The organism is Enterobacter cloacae complex sp. EB5, assembly GCF_031432835.1.
Lineage (GTDB): Bacteria > Pseudomonadota > Gammaproteobacteria > Enterobacterales > Enterobacteriaceae > Enterobacter > Enterobacter hormaechei_C.
The window spans coordinates 2,806,363-2,831,168 of record NZ_CP133860.1 but is presented as its reverse complement, the minus strand read 5'-3'; the positions used below and the strand labels follow the sequence as shown (position 1 = coordinate 2,831,168).

Annotated in this window: 17 protein-coding genes and 1 tRNA gene; 10 read left to right on the top strand and 8 right to left on the bottom strand. The window is 55.9% G+C overall.

Annotation, left to right across the window (positions count from 1 at the left end):
* Positions 1 to 11: 11 nt before the first annotated feature.
* Genes citC through RHN82_RS13505 form a run of 3 tightly spaced genes read right to left on the bottom strand, consistent with a single transcriptional unit; the run spans position 12 to position 3,290 of the window.
* Positions 12 to 1,034, bottom strand: a complete 1,023-nt coding sequence (gene citC / locus RHN82_RS13515; RefSeq protein ID WP_047050744.1) for a [citrate (pro-3S)-lyase] ligase — start codon at positions 1,032 to 1,034, stop codon at positions 12 to 14.
* Positions 1,035 to 1,047: 13 nt separating this feature from the next.
* Complete coding sequence (locus RHN82_RS13510; protein WP_015571851.1) at positions 1,048 to 1,911, bottom strand: fumarylacetoacetate hydrolase family protein; 864 nt, start codon at positions 1,909 to 1,911, stop codon at positions 1,048 to 1,050.
* Between the two features lie 17 nt (positions 1,912 to 1,928).
* Positions 1,929 to 3,290, bottom strand: coding sequence for a 2-hydroxycarboxylate transporter family protein (locus tag RHN82_RS13505; RefSeq protein ID WP_015571852.1), 1,362 nt, complete (start codon positions 3,288 to 3,290; stop codon positions 1,929 to 1,931).
* Positions 3,291 to 3,635: 345 nt separating this feature from the next.
* Between RHN82_RS13505 and RHN82_RS13500 the strand changes: the two genes are divergently transcribed.
* Both RHN82_RS13500 and RHN82_RS13495 read left to right on the top strand, forming a co-directional pair.
* A complete protein-coding gene (locus RHN82_RS13500; RefSeq protein ID WP_048981717.1) occupies positions 3,636 to 5,273 on the top strand; it encodes a sensor histidine kinase in 1,638 nt (545 codons plus the stop codon).
* Positions 5,263 to 5,955: a response regulator gene (locus tag RHN82_RS13495; RefSeq protein ID WP_047050742.1), complete on the top strand. Its 693-nt coding sequence runs from the start codon at positions 5,263 to 5,265 to the stop codon at positions 5,953 to 5,955. Before RHN82_RS13500 ends, RHN82_RS13495 begins: the two co-directional genes overlap by 11 nt.
* 76 nt (positions 5,956 to 6,031) lie before the next feature.
* On the opposite strand, the gene RHN82_RS13490 is transcribed toward RHN82_RS13495, so the two are convergent.
* Positions 6,032 to 8,170: an ornithine decarboxylase gene (locus RHN82_RS13490; RefSeq protein WP_047050812.1), complete on the bottom strand. Its 2,139-nt coding sequence runs from the start codon at positions 8,168 to 8,170 to the stop codon at positions 6,032 to 6,034.
* A 181-nt stretch (positions 8,171 to 8,351) separates the two neighbouring features.
* Between RHN82_RS13490 and RHN82_RS13485 the strand changes: the two genes are divergently transcribed.
* Together RHN82_RS13485 and RHN82_RS13480 are read left to right on the top strand one after the other, a co-directional pair.
* Positions 8,352 to 9,065, top strand: a complete 714-nt coding sequence (locus RHN82_RS13485) for a DUF554 domain-containing protein (RefSeq protein WP_003862452.1) — start codon at positions 8,352 to 8,354, stop codon at positions 9,063 to 9,065.
* 95 nt (positions 9,066 to 9,160) lie between these two features.
* A tRNA-Phe gene (locus tag RHN82_RS13480) sits at positions 9,161 to 9,236 on the top strand.
* 74 nt (positions 9,237 to 9,310) lie between these two features.
* Here RHN82_RS13480 and RHN82_RS13475 read toward each other — a convergent pair.
* Both RHN82_RS13475 and RHN82_RS13470 read right to left on the bottom strand, forming a co-directional pair.
* Positions 9,311 to 11,095 (bottom strand): hybrid sensor histidine kinase/response regulator, encoded by a 1,785-nt coding sequence (locus tag RHN82_RS13475; RefSeq protein WP_047050740.1) that lies wholly within the window; start codon positions 11,093 to 11,095, stop codon positions 9,311 to 9,313.
* Positions 11,092 to 11,724, bottom strand: a complete 633-nt coding sequence (locus RHN82_RS13470; RefSeq protein ID WP_017692678.1) for a response regulator transcription factor — start codon at positions 11,722 to 11,724, stop codon at positions 11,092 to 11,094. Before RHN82_RS13470 ends, RHN82_RS13475 begins: the two co-directional genes overlap by 4 nt.
* A 175-nt stretch (positions 11,725 to 11,899) precedes the next feature.
* On the opposite strand from RHN82_RS13470, the gene RHN82_RS13465 reads away from it, so the two are divergent.
* The gene (locus tag RHN82_RS13465; RefSeq protein WP_017382737.1) at positions 11,900 to 12,214 is read left to right on the top strand and encodes a lipoprotein; all 315 of its coding nucleotides are present in this window, start codon (positions 11,900 to 11,902) and stop codon (positions 12,212 to 12,214) included.
* A gap of 114 nt (positions 12,215 to 12,328) precedes the next feature.
* Positions 12,329 to 15,391, top strand: coding sequence for an autotransporter outer membrane beta-barrel domain-containing protein (locus RHN82_RS13460; RefSeq protein ID WP_047050738.1), 3,063 nt, complete (start codon positions 12,329 to 12,331; stop codon positions 15,389 to 15,391).
* Positions 15,392 to 15,452: 61 nt separating this feature from the next.
* Here the strand turns inward: RHN82_RS13460 and RHN82_RS13455 are convergent, their stop codons facing one another.
* On the bottom strand, positions 15,453 to 15,980 hold the full coding sequence (locus tag RHN82_RS13455; protein WP_003862459.1) for a LuxR C-terminal-related transcriptional regulator: 528 nt from the start codon (positions 15,978 to 15,980) through the stop codon (positions 15,453 to 15,455).
* Positions 15,981 to 16,648: 668 nt separating this feature from the next.
* On the opposite strand from RHN82_RS13455, the gene pgaA reads away from it, so the two are divergent.
* The 4 genes from pgaA to pgaD are packed head-to-tail and all read left to right on the top strand — an operon-like array spanning position 16,649 to position 22,788.
* A complete protein-coding gene (pgaA, locus tag RHN82_RS13450; RefSeq protein WP_059347536.1) occupies positions 16,649 to 19,087 on the top strand; it encodes a poly-beta-1,6 N-acetyl-D-glucosamine export porin PgaA in 2,439 nt (812 codons plus the stop codon).
* A gap of 8 nt (positions 19,088 to 19,095) precedes the next feature.
* Complete coding sequence (gene pgaB, locus RHN82_RS13445) at positions 19,096 to 21,033, top strand: poly-beta-1,6-N-acetyl-D-glucosamine N-deacetylase PgaB (protein ID WP_047050735.1); 1,938 nt, start codon at positions 19,096 to 19,098, stop codon at positions 21,031 to 21,033.
* Positions 21,026 to 22,357 carry a poly-beta-1,6-N-acetyl-D-glucosamine synthase gene (gene pgaC, locus RHN82_RS13440; protein ID WP_023314840.1) on the top strand — a complete coding sequence of 444 codons (1,332 nt, stop codon included), beginning with the start codon at positions 21,026 to 21,028 and terminating at the stop codon, positions 22,355 to 22,357. The genes pgaB and pgaC overlap by 8 nt, the downstream gene beginning before the upstream one ends.
* Entirely contained in the window at positions 22,354 to 22,788 is a 435-nt protein-coding gene (pgaD, locus tag RHN82_RS13435; RefSeq protein ID WP_047050734.1) for a poly-beta-1,6-N-acetyl-D-glucosamine biosynthesis protein PgaD, read from the top strand. The genes pgaC and pgaD overlap by 4 nt, the downstream gene beginning before the upstream one ends.
* A 52-nt stretch (positions 22,789 to 22,840) precedes the next feature.
* On the opposite strand, the gene gss is transcribed toward pgaD, so the two are convergent.
* The gene (gene gss, locus RHN82_RS13430) at positions 22,841 to 24,703 is read right to left on the bottom strand and encodes a bifunctional glutathionylspermidine amidase/synthase (RefSeq protein WP_023295427.1); all 1,863 of its coding nucleotides are present in this window, start codon (positions 24,701 to 24,703) and stop codon (positions 22,841 to 22,843) included.
* Between the last annotated feature and the right edge of the window lie 103 nt (positions 24,704 to 24,806).

The window sequence follows — 24,806 nt, the reverse complement described above, 5'->3', positions numbered from 1 at the left end:
ATTCCTGATAGTTATGCGACTTCCGCACTCGCTCGATAATGTGCTTCGAGGTGCGCGAAGGTGGAGTCCGGAACAATCTCCCGGATCCGGGAAAACTGCTGTGTCTTGAGTAAACGGCGCACTTCCGAGGCCGAAATGGCGTTGCCGGTGGCTTTGATGCGCGGCATCTCTACCACGTCGATGTGCGAGGCCAGCAGGTCGTGCAGCGTCTGGTTGTACTGGCGGGTGATGTCGCAGAACGGCTCCGAGCCGATGAAGCGGTGCGTGATGCCCAGCGCCGGGGCGATATAGTCCCGAAAGATCAGCACGTCGATCTCGCTCCACGCCTGCTGCACTTTGCCGGTCTCCTTCAGGAAGTAGGCCGGGAAGGTGGCGCGGGAGATGATGTACTGCGAGCCTTCATGCACCACCACGTTCGGCAGATGCGCCACGCCCACACGCACCATCTCAAGGCGCGCGCTGAACGGGAAGAACGAGGCGTCTTCACGCACCACAAACAGATGCAGGGCATCGCACTGCGCCGCTGCCTGCTCCACCAGATGACGGTGGCCGAGGGTGAAGGGATTGGCGTTCATCACTATCGCGCCAGTTTTCTCCCCGTCCTTTCGCATCCGGCTTAAGGTACGGCAGTAGCGTGCGATCCCCTGCGGGGTGTTCTCCATCAGCACCGCGTTGTTCCCGCTCTGGGCAATCGGCCAGAAACCGCTGCGGCCAAAGCGCTCCTTATTACACGGTCGCGTGCAGAGGAAGAGGTGAAAATGGCCGCGCTCCAGCGCCGCATTTTCCACCTCTGCCAGCAGACGCGCGCTGAGGTTCTCGCCGCGAAGCTGCTCGTTGACCGCCACGCATTTGATGACGTTGGCAGCCAGCCCGGCGCAACCCACCAGCTGCGCGCCGGACCAGGCTTCGACAAACAGCGTGATGTCGTTGTCCAGGCCAAGGCCGCTGTCTGCCAGCAGGTAGCGGATCTGGCTTAAGCGTTCCGGGTGTTTCGCCACAACGGTGTGCCGAAAATCAATGGGTTGCGATTGCATGCTGCCGCCTTACTCAGTGCGCTGCCGCGAGCCCGACGGCTGGCGCTTCCACGATCACGTTGCTCAGATGACCGATATGCTCGATCTCCACCTCAATGCGATCCCCCTCCTTCATAAACAGCGGCGGGTTGCGCTTTTTACCCACGCCGCCAGGCGAGCCGGTGATGATCACGTCGCCCGGGCTGAGACGGGTGAAGGTGCTGATGTACTCGATCAGCTCCGCCACCTTGTGGATCATGCTGCTGGTGTTGTCCTCCTGCACCATGCGGCCGTTCAGCCAGGTGCGGATCGCCAGGCTGTGCGGGTCCGGGATCTCATCCGCCGTCGCCATCCACGGGCCGAACGCCCCGGTCTGCCGCCAGTTTTTCCCGGCGGTGAACCAGGTGTGCTGCCAGTCGCGGGCGGAGCCGTCCATGTAACAGCTGTAGCCCGCCACGTGGCGCAGGGCGTCGTCGCGGCTGATGTTCTCCCCGCCTTTGCCGATGATCACCGCCAGCTCGCCTTCGTAGTCGAACTCACTGGAGTGGCGCGGCTTCAGCACCGGCTCGTTGTGGCCGGTCTGTGAATCCGGGAAGCGGACAAACAGAGTCGGGGCCGGGTTGTGCTGGTCAAACTCCTTGCGCTTGTCGGCATAGTTCATACCCACGCAGAGGATTTTTTCCGGCTGGACAATCACCGGTAAGAAGGTGATGGCGTTCAGCGGTACATCCACCGCGTCGTTCAGAAAACGGGTGGCCTGCGCCAGCCCGTTCCCCTGCAACAGCGCTTTAAGGTCGCCATAGCGGTCGCCCAGGCGGCGGCCCAAATCAATCACGCCTTCGGCCTGTACGATGCCGTAGCTGCGTTTTCCCTGGTATAAAAAGCTTGCGAGTTTCATTGTTCTTTCCTGAAAACTTAAACGAGGAAGTTGCCCAGAATCAGCAGTGAGACAGAGACGTTAATCGCGCCGCCGATACGGGTAGCAATCTGGGCGAATGGCATCAGGCTCATGCGGTTGCCTGCGGTCAGGATCGCCACGTCACCGGTGCCGCCCTGCCCGCTCTGACAGCAGGAGACGATGGCGACATCAATCGGGTGCATACCAATCTTTTTGCCAACGAAGAATCCGGTCGCCACCAGCGCGGAAACGGTGCTGACAATCACCAGCAGGTTGCTGACGGTGAACGCCGCCACCAGCTCATGCCATGGGGTAATCGCCACGCCGACAGCGAAGAGGATTGGGTAGGTCACGGAGGTCTGGAAGAATTTGTACACCACCTGGGAACCCTCCAGCAGACGCGGAGAGGCGCCGTTGCAGAGCTTCACCAGCACCGCCATAAACAACATGCCCACCGGTGCTGGCAGACCAATCAGCTTGTGACCGAGCATGCCCAGCATGTACAGCAGCACCGCCAGCAGCGCGCCCGAGGCGATTGTCGTCACGTCCGCTTTGCCGGAGAACGCAGGTTGGGAAACAGTGGCATCAGCGTTGGCGCGATTCGGCATCAGCTGGCCTTCACCGGTCAGGTGCGGGTAGCGTTTACCGAGCTGGTTGAGGCAGCCGGAGATAATGATCGCCGTCAGGCCGCCGAGCATCACCATCGGCAGCACGCGGCCGAGCGCCACGCCCTGATCCATATGCAGTAGGGTGGCATAGCCGATAGAGAGCGGGATCGCCCCTTCCCCGACGCCGCCCGCCATGATCGGCAGAATGATAAAGAAGAAGATCTGGAACGGCTCGAGGCCCAGCGCCAGCCCAACACCCATGCCGACAATCATGCCGACGATTTCACCGCACAGCATCGGGAAGAAGATGCGCAGGAAGCCCTGGATCAGCACGGTGCGGTTCATACTCATGATGCTGCCGACGATAATGCAGCAGATATAGAGGTAGAGAATATTGGTGGATTTATAGAATTTGGTCGTGGACTCAACCACCACGTCCGGCAGCAGGCCGTAATAGACCAGCGCGGAAGGGATAAAGGTGGCGCAAATTGCCGCCGCACCGAGCTTGCCGACAATCGGCAGGCGTTTGCCGAATTCACCGCAGGCAAAGCCGAAGAAGGCCAGCGTGGCTACCATGACCACAATGTCGCTCGGCAGTTTTCCGCCCAGGCAATCAATAGCAATCAGCGCGCCCGCCAGAACGAACAGCGGCAGAGGAATAATGCCGATTTTCCAGGTATCCATAATATGCCACCAGCGCTCTTTGAGCGATGGCCGCTGAATATCAATCGGGTCGTGGGTAACAGAGAATGAATCGTCAGTTGTGCTCATAATAAGCCCCTTAGTTATTTTGTGCGTTCAGCTTAGAGTCACAAAGGCTTACTTTATGTGAGGGAAGGCATATTAAAAGCGAAGTTTTAATGGCCGCTATGGTTTTAATGGTTTCTTTTATTTAATGTGATTTACGCCTTATTTATAGCCATGGTTTTTATGGTTTCTTTTCTTAACTGAACAAAGAAATAACATTTATTCATTTAACCTTAAGAGGATGAGACTTTCGGAAAAATCTTTTACAGGCTGCGCTGTGCAAGGGATCACAAGTTTTCGGCAAAGCGGGCATCCTGGCCTTAAAAGATGATATATTCAGCCGACCTGTTGATATCGCGCGTGATAGTTATGAAAGTATCGTTTCAGATCAAGCTGTTTATTTCGCTGGTCGCCTTTTTCTCAGTGCTGTTCGCATTACTGGGGGGATATTATTATGTCGATGTCGGCAGGCAGCTTTATCAGGAAATGAGCGCGCGCGCAAAAATACAGGCCGAAGAAATTGCGCTTATTCCTACCCTGCGAAAAGAAGTCGAACAAAAGGATATCCAGGGCATCCATGATTTCATGCAGAAAATAGCCGCCCACAGCGACGCCAGTTTTATTGTGATTGGTGACAATAAAGGGCTGCATCTTTTCCATTCCGTGTTTGCCGACCGGGTAGGCAAAACGCTGGTTGGCGGAGATAACGACGAGGTATTACACGGCAAAAGCACCATCACCATCCGCAAGGGCGGGTTAGGCATTTCGCTACGCAGCAAAGCGCCCATTTTTAATGATGCCGGGCAGGTGGTGGGGATTGTTTCGGTAGGCTATCTCACGAGCTATCTGGACACCATCACCGTCAGCAAGGTGGTTAATATCCTGATTGCCGCCGTGCTGCTGCTTATCGCCCTGTTTATTTTCTCCTGGTTCTTCACCCGCAGCATCAAGAAGCAGATATTCTCTCTGGAGCCGCGCGAAATCGGCCTGCTGGTGCGCCAGCAAAAGGCGATGATGGAATCCATTTATGAAGGGGTGATTGCCATCGACGACGATCTTCGCATTGAGGTGATCAACCAGGCGGCGCGTAAATTATTAGGCTTACGCCAGCCCGCCCGCGAACTGCGGGGTCAACTCATCAGCCAGGTGATCGCGCCCGTCCCGTTCTTCAATGCGCAAACCATGCTTGCGAAAGACACCCACGATGAGATCTGTCGCTTTAACGATCTCACGGTCATTGCCAGCCGGGTGCGGATCATGCTGGAAGATGCGTTGCAGGGCTGGGTGATCACCTTTCGCGATCGCAACGAGATCGACTCGCTCAGCGCCCAGCTCAGCCAGGTGAAGCGCTATGTTGATAACCTGCGCATCATGCGCCATGAACAACTGAACCGCATGACTACGCTGTCCGGCCTGCTGCATATGGGCCGTTATGACGAGGCAATTCGCTACATACAGGCGCAGTCGGAACACGCTCAGGAGCTGCTGGACTTTATCTCGTCCCGCTTTAGCTCCCCGACGCTGTGTGGTTTGCTGCTTGGAAAGGCCGCCCGCGCGCGTGAAAAAGGCGTTGAGCTGAGTTTTGACCCGGCCTGCCGGGTGGATAAACCGTTCCTGCCGCTGCTCGAATCGGAACTTATCTCGATCATCGGGAACTTGCTGGATAACGCCATTGAAGCGACCCAGCGTGCACCGCTCCCGCATGCCCCGGTGGACGTGCTGATAAAGCTGAACGAGCAGGAACTGATTATTGAAGTCGCCGACCAGGGCGTCGGCATCACACCGGAGATCCGCGACCGGATCTTTGAGCGCGGCATCACCACCAAAACGCGCGGCGATCATGGTATTGGCCTGTATCTGATTGAAAGCTATGTCACACAGGCTGGCGGCGCAATTGAAGTTGCCGATAACACCCCACGCGGTGCCATTTTCTCACTGTTTATTCCCGCCACGGGAACGGCCCGGCACCCCGTACAGGAACTGGAAGATACCGACTATGCAACATGAACTTATCGACGTACTGATTGTTGAAGACGAGAACGACCTGGCGCAACTGCACGCGGAGCTTATCGGTAAACATCCGCGCCTGAGGCTGGTGGGGATTGCCGCGTCGCTGGCCGACGCGCAGGTACAACTGGAGAGCAAACAGCCGAAGCTGATGCTGCTGGATAACTACCTGCCGGACGGCAAAGGCATTACCCTTATCAGCAACCCGATGCTCACCCGCGCCAACTGCTCGGTGATTTTCATCACCGCCGCCAGCGATATGGACACCTGTAGCCAGGCCATTCGTAACGGCGCGTTCGACTACATCCTCAAGCCGGTTTCCTGGAAGCGCCTGAGCCAGTCGCTGGAACGTTTTGTGCAGTTTGCCGAACAGCAGCGCGTCTGGAAGATTGTCGACCAGCAAAACGTCGATTCGCTCTATCAGCTACAGGCGAAAAACTACCGCCTGGACAACGGCAGCAAAGGGATAGAGGAGAATACGCTGGCGCGGGTGCAAACGCTGTTTAACAACAAGGCGGCGCACTGTTTTACGGTGGATGAGGTGGTGAGCGAGACGGGCCTGAGTAAAACCACCACCCGGCGCTATCTGGAACACTGCGTGGAGGTGGGTTTTCTGACAGTGGAGATGCTGTACGGAAAGATTGGGCATCCGAGAAGGATGTACCGCCGCGCAGAAGCCTGACGCAGTATTGTAGGCCCGGTAAGCTTGCGCCACCGGGCAACTCGCCGGGTGGCGCTAACGCTTACCCGGCCTACGTTCAGACATTCAATACGTATCCATACAGCCGCTTAATCCCGTCCGCATCTTTCTCGCTGTAAACGCCCTGCAACTCTGGCGAGAAACCCGGCAGCATATTAATGCCCTCTTCCAGCGCCAGGAAGTAGCGCTGTACTGCTCCACCCCAGACTTCCCCCGGCACCACACACAGCACGCCCGGCGGGTATGGCAGCGCACCTTCGGCGGCAATGCGTCCTTCGGCGTCACGAATACGCACCAGTTCGACGTTCCCGCGAATGTACTCCTGGTTGGCATCCTGCGGGTTCATCACCACGGCAGGCAGGCTCTCCTGACGGAACATCGCCTTCTGTAAATCCTTCACGTTAAAGCTGACGTAGAGATCGTGCATCTCCTGGCACAGCTGACGGATCGTATAGTCGCGGTAACGCACCGGGTATTTCTGACAGATGGTCGGAAGCACATCCGCGAGCGGCGTATCGTCTTCAATATGCTGCTCAAACTGCCCCAGCATCGCCACCAGCTGCATCAGCTTCTCCGCGCTCTCGGCTGGCGTCAGCAGGAACAGGATGGAGTTGAGATCGCACTTCTCCGGCACAATGCCGTTTTCGCGCAGGTAGTGGGCGAGAATGGTCGCCGGAATGCCGAAATCGGTATAGTGCCCTGTTTCAGCATCAATGCCCGGCGTGGTCAGCAGCAGCTTGCACGGATCGACGAAATACTGCTCGCGGGCATAGCCTTCAAAACCGTGCCATTTTGCACCCGGTTCAAAACTAAAGAAGCGACGCTCGCTGGCGATGGCCTGCGTGGGGTGATCCTGCCATGGCCGCCCCGCCACCACCGGCGGGATAAACGGTTTGATCATATGGCAGTTAGCGATGATGGCCTTGCGCGCTTCAATGCCCAGCTCGACACACTCCGCCCACAGCCTGCGTCCGCTCTCGCCCTCGTGGATCTTGGCGTTCACGTCCAGCGCCGCAAACAGCGGGTAAAACGGGCTGGTGGAAGCATGCAGCATAAACGCGTTGTTCAGCCGCTTGTGCGGGCAGAAGCGCGACTGACCGCGAATATGGTTATCCTTTTTATGGATCTGCGAGGTTTGCGAGAACCCGGCCTGCTGCTTGTGGACCGACTGGGTCACGAAAATTCCCGGATCGTTCTCGTTCAGTTCCAGCAGAAGCGGAGACGTTTCCGCCATCATCGGGATAAATTGCTCGTAGCCGACCCAGGCGGAATCAAAGAGGATGTAGTCGCAAAGGTGACCGATCTTGTCGATCACCTGACGGGCGTTGTAGATCGTGCCATCGTAGGTGCCGAGCTGAATGATCGCCAGACGGAACGGGCGCGCCTCGGCGGCTTTCTGCGGCGCGACGTCACGGATCAGTTCCCGCAGCCAGGCCTCATCAAAGCAGTGTTCATCAATCCCGCCGATAAAACCAAACGGATTACGGGCTGCCTCAAGATAGACAGGCGTTGCCCCGGCCTGGATCAGCGCCCCATGATGGTTGGACTTATGGTTGTTACGATCGAACAGCACCAGATCGCCACGGGTCAGCAGCGCATTGGTTACCACTTTATTGGCCGCCGACGTGCCGTTCAACACGAAGTAGGTTTTATCCGCGTTGAACACTTTCGCCGCGAACTTTTGCGCGTGCTTGGCAGAACCTTCGTGGATCAGCAAATCACCGAGCTTCACGTCGGCATTGCACATATCGGCACGAAACACGTTTTCACCGAAGAATTCGTAAAACTGCCGCCCCGCCGGGTGTTTTTTGAAAAAGGCACCGTGCTGGTGACCCGGACAGGCAAAGGTGCTGTTTCCCATCGCCACATACTGGCTCAGGGTGTCAAAAAAGGGTGGCAGCAGGTTCTCTTCATACCGGCAGGCGGCAGATTCCAGTTCCAGCAATTCCTGTGCTTTACCGGAGATGATCGCCGTGACACCCTCTGGCACCTCTCCTGGCTCTGTTGAGAACATAAATACCGGTAGCTGAAAGCCCGTACGCTTCAGCAACGCGAGAATGCCGCTGTAGCTTTCAACAACCGTAATGACGACTGCCGCCACATCGGTGAAATCGGTGTTATCCAGCATAACTTTTTCGCGATGCGTAGAAACTTTGGATACCAGCTCACGGCTGACGGCAATTTTCATGGTTTTCATAGGCGCAAATACCCTCACCGAACGGTGAGACAGGAAGGAGAAAATTCGCGCAATCATGTCACCTTTTATTTTCAGGTGCAAGAAGGAATCAGTATGCGTTACGCCTCCCAAAGCTAAGCATAATCAGGGACGAACGTGCCATAATCATGCAATGCCAGTGCTTAAATAACAGGAGTTAAACGTGGTAATTGGACCCTTTATCAATGCGGGAGCCGTATTGCTGGGCGGCGTACTTGGGGCAGTATTAAGTCAGCGCCTGCCGGAGCGTATTCGCGTCTCCATGCCTTCTATTTTTGGCCTGGCGTCGTTAGGGATTGGTATCCTTTTAGTGGTGAAATGCGCCAACCTGCCGGTGATGGTACTGGCGACGCTGCTCGGCGCGCTGATCGGCGAGTTTTGCTATCTGGAAAAAGGCATAAATCACGCGGTAGGCAAAGCCAAAAATCTGATTGCCCGACCGGGCAAGGCGAAGCACGGCACGCACGAGTCGTTTATTCAGAACTACGTTGCGATCATTATTCTGTTCTGCGCCAGCGGCACAGGGATATTCGGTTCGATGCAGGAAGGGATGACCGGCGATCCCAGCATATTGATTGCGAAAGCGTTTCTGGATTTCTTTACTGCCACCATTTTTGCCACCACCCTCGGCATCGCCGTCGCCGCGATTTGTGTGCCGATGTTGCTTATTCAGCTGGCGCTGGCCACCTGCGCCACGCTGATCCTGCCGCTGACAACGCCAGCGATGATGGCTGACTTTACCGCCGTCGGCGGCCTGTTGCTGCTGGCGACAGGGCTGCGCATCTGTGGCATTAAGATGTTTGCAGTGGTGAACATGCTCCCTGCCCTGCTGCTCGCGATGCCGCTTTCCGCGCTCTGGACGCACTTTTTCGCTTAAGTTTGCGACGAAATGGTGAGAGAGTGTGCAGTCTGCACCGAAAGCAACAAATTTCGTTGACGCCGGAAGGAGGATCGGGTTTAATGCGCCCCGTTGCCCGGATAGCTCAGTCGGTAGAGCAGGGGATTGAAAATCCCCGTGTCCTTGGTTCGATTCCGAGTCCGGGCACCACTTATTTCGAACCCTCGCCTTTGGCGGGGGTTTTTGCTTTCTAAGCCCGCCAGAACCACTACTTCTGCATTCCCTTAACGACACCCCGACCACTGCGTCAGCAGCGCATGCAGTTTAGCCGGCTCCAGAGGCTTGCGGAGCACCAGGTACCCCTCCTGCTCCGCCTCCAGCAGAACCGGTGAATTAAATTCGCCGCTGACTATCGCGCCGCTCATATCCGGCAGACGTTCAAAAAGCGCTTTCAGGATATCGAAGCCGCTTTCGCCGGATCGCAGGCGCTGGTCGCACAGCACGGCGAACGGCGTAAAGCCGTCGTCGATGATGGCAAACGCTTCTTCAGCGGAGGCCGCACAGCGTACGTCGATTCCCCAGACGCTCATCAGGCTCTCCCAGGCAGAAGTCACCAGCGGGTCGTCATCGACGACCAGGCAGGAACCGTGCAGCGGCGCATAGCGTACCGGCGTGGCGGTGTTATCAGCGGCGGGCGGGGTGTCCAGCACGATGTCTTCGCCAGCATATTGGGTAAAGCGCATCCAGAAGCGTGAGCCTTTACCTTCAATGGATTGCATCCCGTATTTCACCTTCATCAGCTTGGCACAACGGGCAACGACGGCCAGTCCCAGCCCGTGTCCGGCGCTGTCGATCTTCCATGCCAGCTCGGGGCGGTAGTAAGGTGAGAAGATTTTGCCCTTCTCTTCATCGGCGATACCGACTCCCGTGTCCCACACCTCCACCATACACTCATCACCGCGCGGTCGGATGGCGACCAGCACCCCGCCCTGGAGCGTGTAGCGAAGGGCGTTTTGAATCAGGTTAATCAGGGACTGTCGCACCAGCAGCGGATCGCCCATCACGTAGATATGGCGTTTAGGCCGCCGGATGCACAGCCTAAGCGCGCGGCTGTTGGCCTCTTCGCGAAACAGCGTGATGACCGAGTCGAGCAGAGCACCGATATCCACTTTGGTCGGGGCAGAGAGGACATTCCCGGATTCTATTTTGCTGAGATCGAGCAGAGAGTTGAGCATTAAATGTACCGAGCGAACGCTCTGCTGAAGGTCAAGAAGCTGCGGCGTCAGGCTGTCGTCCCGGTTTCGGTGGAGGATGGCTTCGATCAGAAAGCCCATTGCGTGTACGGGCTGGCGCAGATCGTGGCTGGCGGTTGTCAGAAACTGATTTTTATCCAGCAGTGCCTGCTCCGCGTCCTCTTTGGCCTGACGAAACTGTTCCGCCAGGCGTGAGCTTTTTTCCTCAAGCAGCGCTTGCTGAATAAAGAACGCATGGGAAGTTAACGCATGGCGGTAAATCGCGAAGCCGTAAAGCAGATTCAGCATGAGCACGATGAACATCAACTCATCCAGCCGCCAGATAATACCGAGGTTCAGCACCCCCCAGGAGGCGAAGAAAAAACGCGTAAAGGTACTGATGACAGGCGTCAGATGCGTCGCATTGGCGGCGACGATGGCGGCGATGCTGATATTAAGTAACAGGAAAAAGTCAAAATTCTGCGTCTGTGGCGTAATTAAATAGAGTGATGAAATTCCCAGCCCGTGAATAAAGGCGATATTATTAATACGCGGAAGCCAGCGTTGCAGAACGTCCCTTTCACCGTTTTCTTTCGCTTCACGCTGATAGCGTCGGTGCAATAGTCGTATCGCCACGGCACATAGCAGATAAATAATTATCCAGATAATCGTTGGGCCGAGTTCGTCCCCAAGCATATAAATCCAGATGGCGAAAGGAATACCAACAAAGGGCACCGCACTAAAGCTAAATACCAGCCGCAGAAAGGTGTTGTTTAGCAAACGGATCTGCGCGGGAGCAGAGATACCATCATTTTGTAAGCTCTGAAAAAACCTCATTCCGACGGTTCCTGCTTGCCATGCAGAAGCGTGATGGCCTCTACCCGGCTGTTAACGCCTATCTTTTTCAATATATTGCTGATGTGTTCTTTGACCGTGGGCTCAGAAATTGAAAGCTGTGCGGCGATGCGTTTATTTGGCAGGCCACGCATAATCATATTTAACACGTCTATTTGTCGCGGCGTTAAGTTAAATTTACTTAACTTCTCATTATTCGTCTTAACGGAAATTTCGTTTCCCTCAGGAAACCAGGTCTGATTATCAGTGAGTGCAAAAACGGCCCGCGAGAACATCTCAGGTGGCTCGCTTTTCAATACAAAACCGTGCCCCCCGGCGGCATTAACTTTGCGCCAGATATCATTATTGTCATCCCCGCTGACCACCAGGAGTCGTACCTGTGGGTAAAGTTGCTTTACTTCTTTGAGTAATTTCAGGGCCGTTCCGGAAGAGAGCCAAAAATCGATTACCAGCAAACGTGGCGGGCCATGATCCCTAATTTGGCGGTAGCAATCATCCTCATTCGTCACCACACACGCCTGTTTAAACTGACAATGTGTAATCAGAAAATTGGCGATGCCGCTTGCTACCAATGGATGGTCATCAACGACTAACGCATAATTCTGTCCCAAAGGAGCCTCCTTTTACCTTCGCATATCTTAGAGTACAGATGAATTATTATCTACCCACCCTACTTTAGGAGGGTTTTTTCGATTAGGAAAGAGAAATATATTATTCGCTGATTTGGGTAAAAGAAAACATAAATACAATCAGTGAAATTAACTGGTTGGATATCAAGGATAATTTATGAAAAAACCACTCATCGTTTTAACCGTTACGTTGATGCTAGCCGGTTGTTCCACGTTGAAAACCGATCAGGCTATTCCACTCCTACAGGCGGAGACCGCTAAAATGCTGGGACTGGGCTCATCGGATGAAATAACCGTATCCAACGTTAATGGCGCCCAGCCGGACGCACTGGGAGGACAAAAACTCTCTTATCGCGCCACGACAGAAAAAGGGCGTATTTTCGATTGTTCATCGATGATGATGCCGGGAATTTTAGGATCCGCACCGACGCTCAGCGCGCCAACCTGTACCCCTGTTGTCACGCATAAATAATTAACTTCAAATCAAAAGGCGTACATAAATAACGCCTTTTATATTTTCTGACGTATCTGAGTTTTCATAAAAACGATTTTCCAGACATCACGCTAATGAGTACGGAGATAGCCCGTGAATAACTCTACATCGCATGCTTTAGCGGTTAAGACGCCGCTTTCCAGACTTTACCTCGCTCTATTTTCCGCGCCGCTGTTACTGCTTTCACCTGCCGATTTCGCACGTGCAGCCGATGCATTTTTTGATGGCGACGCGCGTATTACCGAAACGCTGGGTTACACCGGAGATGTTTACGTTGGACGTAACCAACGCGGAAACCTGCTGATCGATAATGGCAAAATCACCGCCTATAACATCAATATCGGTCGGCTGTTCGACGGCAAAATTTATGAAAGCGTGGTCACGGTCCGTGGGCCAGACGCTGAGCTTAACGCGGTGAACGATCGGTACGTCCTGCGCGGCGACCTGAATCTTGGCCTCGGCACCCTGCGAGTCGAAGAGGGCGCGCTGGCGAGCGCGAAGGAGATCGTTGTCGGCACCACCCGCGGCTACGACAGCCACCTTATCGCCACGGGTGCCGGCTCTCGTGTGACCAGTAATTTTCTCAGCGTAGGCACCGATCTGGGCGCACGCTCTACGCTTGCGATTGAAGACGGCGCGGCGCTCAGCACCGCTTACGATGCACGCATCGGCAACGGTACCGGACCGGGTGAAACCGACACGCTGAGCCCGAAAGCCACCGTCACGGGGAGCGGCTCACAGTGGAACGTTGGCCGTACGTTGACGCTTTATGGCGACCTGGACGTGCTGAACGGCGGAACGGTTAACGTTGGCGGCGTGCAGGTGGCGGGCGTCTCCGGGGCAGGGAAAACCGCCGAACTGGTTATTGCGGGCAAGGACTCGCGCTTTACCAGCGGCAGCAGCGTGAGCGTGGGCGATTACGGCAATGGCGTGCTGTCTGTGATTGACGGCGGTTCATTTTCCGCGGGCAGCAATGCGCTGATCGTGGGGACATCGGGTTCCGGCTCGAACCGGGGTGCGCTCATCATCGGCAGCCGCGGCAATATGGACACCGGCACGGGTTTAACTGAGCCAACGCTTGGCAAGGCAGGCGGCGCAGGTACCCTCGATGCGAAGACGGCAATCAGCCTGCGTGGCGGACTGTTCGGCAGCTATGTCTACTTCAACCATACCGACGGAAATTACCTCTTCAGCAACACGATGAGCGGTGAAGGTGATGTGATCAACACCTCCGGGCAGACGACGCTGAACGGCGATCTTTCCGCACTCAAGGCAAACGTAACCGCGCGGGGCGGTAAAGTCATTATTGCCAGCAATATTAATACCCAGCCAGAAGACGATATCTTTGACGTCCAGACGCTTAGCGCGGAGAACGGCGGTACGCTGATCCTCAACGCGACGGCGGGTTCAGACGTCAGCAACGGGGTGGGTTACAGCAGCGCCGCGTCAATCAAGTCCGGCGGCACGCTGGGCGGCAACGGGACGCTGGGCCAGACCGAGATCCTGTCCGGCGGACACATCTCGCCCGGCGACGGCAATATCGGTACGTTGACGCTGAAACGTTATCTGAACTTTATCGGCGAATCCTTCTATGACGTCGATATCGCAGGAGATGGCCGCAGCGACCAGCTACTGGTATCGGGCAAAACCACCATCAGCAATCAGGCTAAGGTACAGGTCACCGCGCTGGATCCGCAAACCAGCTATAAAACGGGCCAAAGCTACCGCATTTTGACCTCCGACGGGGGAATCGACGGTGAGTTCGCCGGAGCGATCTCCAAATCCGCCTTCCTCGACGTGGCGCTTAAGCAAAGCACCAACGCCGTCGATCTGACCATCGCGCAGAAAGAGACCGGTGGCGAGAATCCTGGAGGAGAAAACCCCGGAGGCGAAAACCCTGGCGGTGAGAATCCTGGTGGTGAAAATCCCGGAGGTGAAAACCCGGGCGGTGAGAATCCTGGTGGTGAAAACCCCGGAGGTGAAAATCCGGGCGGTGAGAATCCTGGCGGTGAAAACCCGGGCAGCGGCAAGCCGGGCATTTTCCAGACCGTGGCCCAAAGCAGCAACCAGTGGAATACCGCGGGCGCGCTCTCCACGCTGACGCAAAGCGGCCCGTCGCTGGCGCTGTATAACTCGCTGCTTCTGCTGAGCGCACCGCAAGCGCGCGAGGCGTTCAACCAGCTTTCTGGGGAAGTTTATCCGTCAATGCAGTCCAACCTGATCGCTGGCAGCACGCAGGTGTTTAACGTGTTAAACCAGCGGATGCAGCGCGCGTTTGATAACGACAGCCTGCCGATACCACCGTTAGCCATGTCGCTGGTGCAGCAGCCGGAGCCGCAAAACAATGGCGTCTGGGGCCAGACCTTCAGTTCATGGAGCCGAAACAGCGGCGACGGTAACGTGGGCAAGCTGGACGGCAACACCACCGGCTTCCTGCTGGGGGCAGATCGCAAGCTGGCGGACCATAACGTGCGTGTCGGCGGCTACTTCGGCTACAGCCGGGGTGATTACGACGTCGACAGCCGTCGCTCCTCAACGGATACCGACAACTATCACCTTGGCCTGTATGCGGCGGGTCAACAGGATGCGTTCTCCCTTCGCGGCGCGCTGGGATACACCTGGCACAAGATCGAAGGCGAGCGCAATGTTGATTTCAGCGGTTTCTCGGATCGGCTGAAGTCAGATTACGATGCGAACTCCCTGCTGGCGTTCACCGAAGCGGGCTACCGTTTCGGCCAGCCAGACAGGAATATTGAGCCGTTCGTCAATTTATCGTACATCCGGCTTCATACCGACAGCTTCAGGGAAGACGGCGGTGCCGCTGCGCTGAGCGTCGGTAACGAAACGATGAACACCTTCTACACGACACTCGGGTTGCGCGGTGTGACCGAGCTGCCGAAGCACGTTAACCTCTACGGTTCATTGGGCTGGCAGCACGCCTATGGCGATAAGAATACCTCTTCGCGCATGGCGTTTGCGGGCAGCGACGCGTTCATTACTCAGGGACAGGCCGTGGATGAGGATGTGATGGTCGGTGATATCGGCGTGAGCGTACAGCTGTCGCGTGCTGCGACGCTGGATGTGGGTTACCAGGGACAATATGGTGCGGATACCCGCGTCAACTCGGTTAACGCCAATCTGCGCTGGTCGTTCTGAATTATCTCCATTAAAAGAACCCGCCCTCGTGGCGGGTTTCTGCTTTTGGCTTCTGACGAAGCTAGGGATCGTTCCCAACCGCGTCCAGCAGTTTGTTTTTAAAGATAAACAAACACGCCTCGTTGAAGTTCCCTGCCCCTAACCGCTCCGACAGCACCGTTCGCTTGCGATAGAGGCTTTTAACCGACATATTCAGCTTATCTGCAATCTCTTCCATTGACCTCCCTGCCTTCAGCAACCGGATCATTATCGCTTCGTGTCGACTCAGCCGTAAGTTAAGCAGCCATTTGGTGGTCAGACGCCTGCCTTTCATATCGAGCACCAGATTGAATAACGACGCCATATCCGGAGCCGTAAGCGACGTGTTCATAAACAGCTTCATACTGAGAAGATCCTCCTCTCGAGGACGCATATCCAGCATAACGCAGCAGATCGTTTTTCTCGTTCTGGCCGGATGGCGTATCAGGTAATCATATAAACGGAGCGGCGTACGGCTATCAATCAGTACAGTATATTCATTTGCGTCGGTATCAAATATGTTTCTGTCTATCGAACTGAGGCAAATTATATCCGGGAAAAATAGCCGCATCCCCCTGACAAGGAAACAATCCTGAGTCACTAACACTATTGAAGTCGCCACTAACCATCCCTTTTAGATTAAAGCAAGCCCGCCTCTTAAGAAACAAGAACGCTTTCGTTTATAGCGCTTTACATTTACGGCAAATGTTTTCTGGCTTTGATCATCCCTCAATATGACATTGGTGAGCTAGACTTTTTGCAGACTATCACTCAATGTCTGCCGTTAATTATAAATAAAAAAGAATTTCAGAAAAGTCACTTCTCTTAACATTAAGAATTTTTGTCATGAAACTTCCCAAACATGCACCAGAAAGTACTTTAATTAACTCAGCAGAACTTCATTTCGAATATAACAAAACAGGAAACAGAGAAAGAAAAATCATTTAATATCAATTAATTAAAAACAACAATCCTGCACTGAATTATCTAAAAAACTTACTTCTTCCAGAATTATCTCAAAACCTCCCAGCCGCTTTTCAACTTATTTATCCCCCAACACATCGGGTGTACATTAAGCCCAATCAGACCACTGAGATGAGGGCTCATAATTACCTTTAAGTAAGTACCCCATAACGTAGCATCATTCAGATTTAATGTTCTTCTTTATGCCCTTTAACGCAGAGTTAAAAGGCGGCCGTGTTATGCAATGGATTCACGATAAACAAATGGCAAATAGATATGGAAAGATCGCTTAGCTTCACTACGTTATTCTTTTATCGCACCACAATATTATTGTTCCTGCTTTTACTCTTTCCTGTTCTGGTTCAGGCTGATGAATCCGTTTATGAGCATCAGATACAACAGGCACGTAACGGTAATTACGCGCTGTTTCTTGATTACCTACAGCGCTATGAGCAACAACATGCTTTAACACCCGGACAGGTTGCGGACTGGTTACAGGTAGCCTCCTGGGCAGGACGCGATGACGAGGTTATTCGGGTCTGGCAGCGTTATGGTATTTATATGCCGCTGCCCGCTCGCGCCATCGCTGCTGTCGCCCAGTCCAGAAGAAACCAAAAAGCCTGGCCATCCGCCTTATCGCTGTGGGAAGAGGCGCTCAGCCTTGCGCCGGATAACGACGATTACCGCATCGGCTATGTTAAGACTCTGGCCGATGCCCGCAGAGATCGCCTCGCGCTTTCGGAAGCCCGGCAGCTGGTTAAGGACGATCCTTCTCCCGCGCACCTTGAGACGCTCTCCTATGTCTGGATGCGCCAGGGAAAAAACGGGGACCGGCTGCTGGCGGACATGCGCGCGCTGAACGCCGCACCCGGGAATAATGCCCTTCTTCGCGAGACGATCGAGGCGTTAACGGAAAACCGGGTAAGCACGCCCGCACTCTGGCTGTCGCAAAGCGCGGCGATGTCTCCCGCGGAGCGCCGCCGCCTTGAGCGTAACGCCGCGGCTGAAAGGGTACGCCTGGCGGATGTGCCTGGCAGAACGGAGAAAGAGCGCCTGCGGCTGGCACAAAACGCATTAGATCGCTATCACGCCCTGCTTTCCCGCTGGCAAAACGAACCGCAGGCGGCTGAAGACGTCATCCTTGCCCGTATCGATCGGCTTGGCGCGCTGTATGCGAAGGGTGATTACCGGCAGGTCATTAGCGAATATGAGTCGCTGACGGCCGCACAGCATCCGGTGCCGGACTGGGCCATCGGCTGGGTGATCTCTGCATATTTGCAGGAGAAAAATGCCGTCGCCGCCTTCTCGCTTGTGCAACGCTATCCACACTACGCCTCCGATCCGCAGGATGAGGAGCATGCGCTTTTCTACGCCTGGCTGGATACGGGGCAGTATCAGACCGCCCGCCGCTACGTTGAGCGCGAGACCCGCAGCGTTCCCTGGACCCGCTACGATTTCGGGTCCCCGACCGCTCAGCCGAACGATCGGTGGCTCACCGGACAGTCACTCAAACTTAACTATTTGCTGGCGACCAACGCCCAGCCGGAGGCCGAAAAGCTGTCGTATCGTCTGGCGTCAACGGCGCCGGGAAATCAGGGTTTACAGATTGATTATGCCGCCCTGCTTCAGGCCAGAGGCCTGCCGCGCGCGGCCGAGCAAAAGCTTAAACAAGCAGAGGCGCTTGAACCCGCGAATCTGGAGCTTGAAAAACAGCAGGCTTACGTCGCAATGGACCTTCAGGAGTGGCGCCAGATGGATTTACTGGCTGATGACGTAATTGCTCGCGCCCCCGCCGATCGCAGCGCCCGTCGCCTGGACAGGCTCAGAGCGGTCCACCACATGTCTGAGCTGCGTCTGAACGCGGGTAAAGGATTGCACTCAGATAACCCCGTCAGCGGTAGCCACGACATGAGCTGGGACGCCACGCTCTATGGCCCGCCCGTGGCGGATAACTGGCGGCTGTTTGCTGGCACCCGCTATGCCCAGGGGAATTTCGACGAAGGTCAAGGCATCAGCCGCCACCTGTTGGGCGGCGTTGAGTGGCGCCCCCGTGACCTCACGCTCGAAGCCGAACTCTCCAGCAACCGCTATCACGGCACAAACAGGCCGGGCGCACGGCTCTCAACAACCTACAGCCTGAGTGATAACTGGCAGGTCAGCGGTAACCTCGAACGCTTGTCACGCGCGACACCCTTACGGGCATTACGCAATGGGATCGGCGCCAACCGGGGTGAAGGTGGGGTGCGCTGGTATCAAAACGAGCGACGTGAATACCAGTTCAACGCCGCCGTCAGCCGCTTCTCAGACCACAACCGCCGTCAGGAATACACCCTCTCTGGGAAAGAGCGTCTCTGGCAGACCCCGACCCTGACGCTGGATCTCGAACCGGGGATCGCCGCCAGTAAAAACAGCCTGCGGAATACGCTCTATTACAACCCGGCACGGGATCTGTCCGTGACGGCTGCCCTGTCCGTTGACCATGAGATGTACCGCCACTACGACACCCTCTGGAGCCAGCAGTTCGTGGCAGGCGGCGGCAGCTACTGGCAGAAAAATCAGTCACCTGGCGCCATTACCCTGATGGGTTACGGGCAACGCATCCAGTGGAACAACGTTGTCGATACTGGCGTGATGCTGAACTGGGATAAGCGCCCTTACGATGGCAAACGCGAGAGCAATCTCTCCGTCACGTTAGATGCGACTTTACGCTTTTAAGGATGAATATGCTGAACACACGTTTTTCTGTAAGCCTGATCGTCATCGGCTGGCTCTGCCTCAGCGCGAGCCTCTGCGCGCAGCCGCTCTCCTTTATGGCCCCTGAAGAGAGGCCGCAGCTGGAGGCCAGCAAACCCTGGCCGGAGAATCAGTTTCTGGTTCTGGCCTACCACGACGTCGAAGATGATGCCGCCGATCAGCGCTACCTCTCCGTTCGCACCAGCGCCTTAAACGAGCAGATAAGCTGGCTTTTGCACAACGGCTATCACGCCATCAGCGTGCAGGACATTCTGGATGCGCATGAAGGGAAAAAAGCGCTGCCGCCGAAAGCCGTTTTGCTCAGCTTTGATGACGGCTACAGCAGCTTTTACACCCGGGTCTGGCCCCTGCTTCAGGCCTGGAACGTTCCTGCGCTGTGGGCGCCGGTGGGCAGTTGGGTGGATACGCCGGCAAATCAAAAAGTTAACTTCGGCGGTCTGATGACGCCCCGCGATCGCTTTGCCACCTGGGATATGGTACGAGAGCTCAGCGAGTCCCCGCTGATTGAGATTGGCTCGCATACCTGGGACTCGCATTACGGCATTCCGGCCAACCCGCAGGGAAGCCGTGAACCCGCCATCGCCAGCCGTTTTTATGATAACGCGACGGGGCATTACGAAACCGATGAACACTTCAACCAGCGGATCGCCGCAGACGTACGCAAAGTCACCGATAAAATCACCCAGGTGACGGGAAAAGCGCCGCGTGCCTGGGTGTGGCCCTATGGGGCTGCCAACGGTACGTCGCTCGCTATCGCCCAGAAACAGGGCTATCAGCTGGCCTTTACCCTAGAGGACGGTCTGGGAAACGTGGGCGACCTCGGCAACATCCCGCGCCTGCTGATCGCCGGAAATCCGTCGATAAAAACTTTTGCCAACACGGTTAGCCGCGTTCAGGAGTTTGACCCGGTGCGCGTCATGCATGTTGATCTCGATTACGTCTACGATCCCGATCCGGCCCAGCAGACGAAAAACATCAACAAACTCGTCCAGCGGGTCTACGACATGAAAATCAGCCATGTGTTTCTCCAGGCGTTTTCGGATCCGCGGGGCGACGGCAGGATCGATGCACTCTATTTCCCCAACCGTCGGCTTCCGGTCCGGGCCGATCTCTTTAATTTTGTCGCCTGGCAGCTACAAACCCGCGCGGGAGTGAAAGTCTTCGCGTGGATGCCGGTTCTCTCTTTCGATCTCAGTCCAGCCTTGCCGCGCGTGCAGCGCCGGGATCGTCAAACGGGAGCGTTGACCGTGGCCGCCGAGCCCTATATCAGGCTCTCCCCCTGGAGTCCGCAGGTTCGCCAGCAGGTGACGGAGATCTATGAAGATCTGGCCCGCTATGCCAGCTTCAATGGGATCTTATTTCATGACGACGCGGTGCTGACGGACGTTGACGATGCAGGACAGGACACGACCCGGCAGAAGAGTCAGCGACTTATCGGCTTTACCCGCACCCTGAGCCAGGCGGTGAAAAACATCCGTGGCCCGCAGATCAAAACCGCGCGGAACATGTTCGCGTTACCCATTCTCGAGCCGGAAAGCGAGGCATGGTTTGCGCAAAATCTCGATGATTTTCTGGCGGCTTACGACTGGACGGTGCCGATGGCAATGCCGCTGATGGAGTCCGTCCCGGCAGAAGAGAGCAATGCCTGGCTGACGCGTTTAGTCAAAGCCGTCGCCGCACGCCCCGGCGCGCTGAATAAAACGATTTTTGAGCTACAGGCCAGGGACTGGGCGCAGAAACCGCAGCGTGCCGTAGCCGATGAACGTCTGGTGGAGTGGATGCGGGTGCTCCAGCTGAACGGCATCAAAAATTACGGTTATTACCCCGACGACTTCCTCAACAACCAACCTGATATTTCGCATATCAGGCCTGAATTTTCTTCGTACTGGTATCCTGACAATGACTGATCGCATTATCGCCTTCTCTATTTTGTGTCTGGTATTCGGGTTGCCGTTAGGCGTAGCCGCGCTGTTTACCGGCGAACTGATTCTGGACTTTGTCTTTTTCTGGCCGCTGTTTATGTCCGTGCTCTGGGTAACCGGCGGCCTCTATTTCTGGTTTCAGCTTGAACGGCACTGGTCGTGGGATAACGCAACACCCGCCCCCGCCTTAGCCGGTGAGCCGTTAATCTCGATTCTTATTCCCTGCTTCAATGAGGAACGCAACGCACGGGAGACCATTAGCGCCGCGCTGGATCAGCGGTACTGGAATGTAGAAGTTATCGCCATCAACGACGGTTCTTCTGATAACACGGCGGAGGTACTGCAACAGCTGGCGCGGGAGCAGCCGCGCCTGCGGGTAATTAATCTCGCGGAGAACCAGGGGAAAGCCGTGGCGCTCAAGGCCGGCGCTGCGGCGGCCCGGGGCGATCTGCTGGTCTGCATTGACGGCGACGCCCTGCTCGACCGCGACACCGCGGCGTATCTGGTGGCACCGCTAATTCAGTATCCCCACGTTGGGGCCGTCACCGGGAATCCGCGTATTCGCACGCGCTCAACGCTGATTGGCCGCATTCAGGTGGGCGAGTTTTCTTCCATTATTGGCCTCATCAAGCGAACGCAGCGGATCTATGGCCGGGTCTTTACCGTCTCCGGCGTCATCGCCGCCTTTCGCCGACAGGCGCTGGCGGATGTCGGGTACTGGAGCCCGGACATGATCACAGAGGATATCGACATAAGCTGGAAGCTTCAGCTTCGCCACTGGGATATCTTTTTCGAGCCGCGGGCACTGTGCTGGATCCTGATGCCGGAGACGCTAAAGGGGCTGTGGAAACAGCGTCTGCGCTGGGCGCAGGGGGGTGCAGAGGTGTTTCTGGTTAACCTGCGCAAGATGGCCCGCTGGGAGCATCATCGCATGTGGCCCCTGTTTCTTGAGTACGCGCTATCAACGCTGTGGGCGTTTGCCTATGGGGCGACCGTGGTGTTGTTCATTCTCAGCCATATTATCCCTCTTCCCGCAAACCTGGCCGTTGCGAGCCTGTTTCCACCGGCGTTTACCGGGCTGCTGCTGGGCGTGATGTGCCTGCTGCAATTCCTCGTCAGTTTGTATATCGAGCGGCGCTACGAGCGGAAAGTGGCAGGCTCGCTGTTCTGGGTAATCTGGTTCCCGATGGTGTACTGGATGATTGGCCTGTTTACCACCCTCGTGGCATTTCCGAAAGTCATGCTTAAACGTAAACGCGCCCGCGCGCGCTGGATCAGTCCGGACCGGGGTAAAGGGAGCATTCAATGAACGAGAGTACGTTAATTTTGACTGAACATCGGCTGGCGCCGCGTCTTTTCGATGCTGCATTAACGCTGATAGCCTGGGGTGGATTCCTGTTTTTCCTGTACGCCAGGCTGTGGATGCAGTTAACCGAGGAGGGCGATCACCGCTGGAACGTGATTATCGCCTCCTTTAATACGGTGCTGGTCTATCTGCTGATTGCGGCGTTCAACGGCTGGCTGCTGATCCTGTGGTATCAGTACAATCGCCGCCGCGCGCATGTGAGGCGGCGTCATCCGGAAATGTTGCGCCATGATGAGCTTGCCCAAAGTTTTAACGTCACGCCGCAAATTATGTCCGAGATGAGCCAGTACAACCTGCTGACGGTTTACCATGACCAGATTGGCCGGATCATTGATTTGAAGATCAGCGAGCAGCAGGAAGAGGAAGAGCAGTAGTGAAAAGCCCCCGCAACATGCCCTGCGGGGGCGTTTTTATAACAGGGGGACGTTATTTATCTTTCACCACAATCAGCGGTTCAATATCGCTCTCTTTCTTCACCACCAGCGAGTCATCCCCGCGCAGACAGGTTCCGCCATAGTTCCCGCCCACGGTAAAGGTGCAGACCTGAATGTATCTGCCGTCAACCTTCGGCAGGCACCATAGCTGCTGGTAGATATTTTTGCGGTCAACAAACTTGCCGCTGGACTGGTCCAGCAGTTCGTCCTGGGCGCCGATCAGATCGATATTGCTCCCGCAGCGTCCGGCGATCGGTTTAACGGCATAACCGGTCCGTTTGAGCAGATCGTTGACCTCAAAATCGGTATCCAGCAGGTAACGGTGATTCGGGAACAGCTGCCACAGCACCGGCAGAATCGCCTTATTACCTGGGATCACCGTCCACAGCGGTTCAAAGACCAGCACTTCCGGGCGCAGCAGGACATCAATCAGGCGCACTTCACCTTGCGGGTGACCGGTGCGGATAGGCACGGCGGCGTACTCGGTTTCGCTCACCTCGCGGATCTGCTCAATCGCCGTTTCCCACGCCCAGGTTTTCCATACGCAGTTGACGTGACGGCCTTCATCATCAATCAGTTGCCCGGCGGCATCCCAGCTCAGCGCCCCCAGTCCGTGCAGGATTTTGGTTTCAAACCCGGCCTGGATCAGCGAGCGCTGAATAAAGAGCGCGTGGTAATCCTCTTCGATATCGTTGTCCTGCATGATATGGACGAACGGCCGCGCGTGGCTGTGCTTCCATGCGCCGGTCAGCTCCTCCAGCAAGCCTTCCGCCGGATTGTGGCCGGTGCCGCGATAGCCGTTTTTCACCCACTCTTCAAGAATGAGCCCGCCCTCGGTATGGCAGGAGGCGGAATCCGCGTTGTACTCGTAAACCTTGATGCCGCGTTCATCCATGCAGAAATCCATACGACCGGTGATCATATGGTGACGACGCCACTGCCAGGAGAGGCGCAGACGCGGCCAGAGAATTTTCGGGATGTCGAAAAGCGCGAGTAAGCTGTCGTCTTTCAGCACCTTGTCGGTGGCATGAAGGTACATCAGGTGCAGTTCGTTGGTGGCTTTGATCAGCTCCTGCTCGGCGCTTTCGGTAATGGTGAAGTACTGGCAGGGATCGTTGTTGATAACGTGGCCATTGGCGCGAACGTACGCCTGTTGCAGGGCGTCGTTTTCATTGAGCCATTTACCGTCGAACTGACGGTTGTTCTTCAATCGCGCGCCGCTGATTTTCAGCAGTTCACCGTCGATCTCCGGCTGAGGAATACTGTGTTCCGTCTCCTCCGTCTGGATCATCCAGCCGAGGATCTCGGTATCGTTGAACGTGTCATGAAGCGTATAGCAACCGTCCTCCACGCTCAGACGCAGCTCGCGCGTCCACTGCTGCCCCATCGGCAGCGGGGAGTGAATAACGTTCTGCTCGGCAATGCGCACTCTGTCATCCAGCAGCTGGGTAATGACGGCGACGTGGCCGGTTTCATGAAACTCACCGCCCTTTTGCCAGATGAGCAGCGCACCGGCCTGAGGCGCGCGTTTTGAGCCATTGGCAAAGGCCTGTAGCGGCAAAATATTGTCGTTTACCACCTGGCGCAAAAAACGCAGGGAGAAGATCTCCCACGCCATCCCGACGTCGGTAAAGACAAACCCGTGATTGAGAAACAGGAAACGGCGCGCAAACTCAACGCACTGCCATTTATGGCCCATGTATTCGTTGCCGATATAGCTGCGAAATTCCGCGTCTTCCGGGTAGCGACGCGGATCGAGACTGCCGTAATTTGAAGAGTAAATCGCCACGCCACCCGGCGCATAACCTAATAACGTCCCGAAGGGTGCGTCACTGCTTAACGTTCCTTTACGCATGTGTCCAACCTAAAACAGGCAGGCGGCAATTTTTTTGTGGGGTTGTCGTCGTCTGCACGTTGTAATTAACTGACAGAGGTGGCGTTATCATACACCCGCCCTG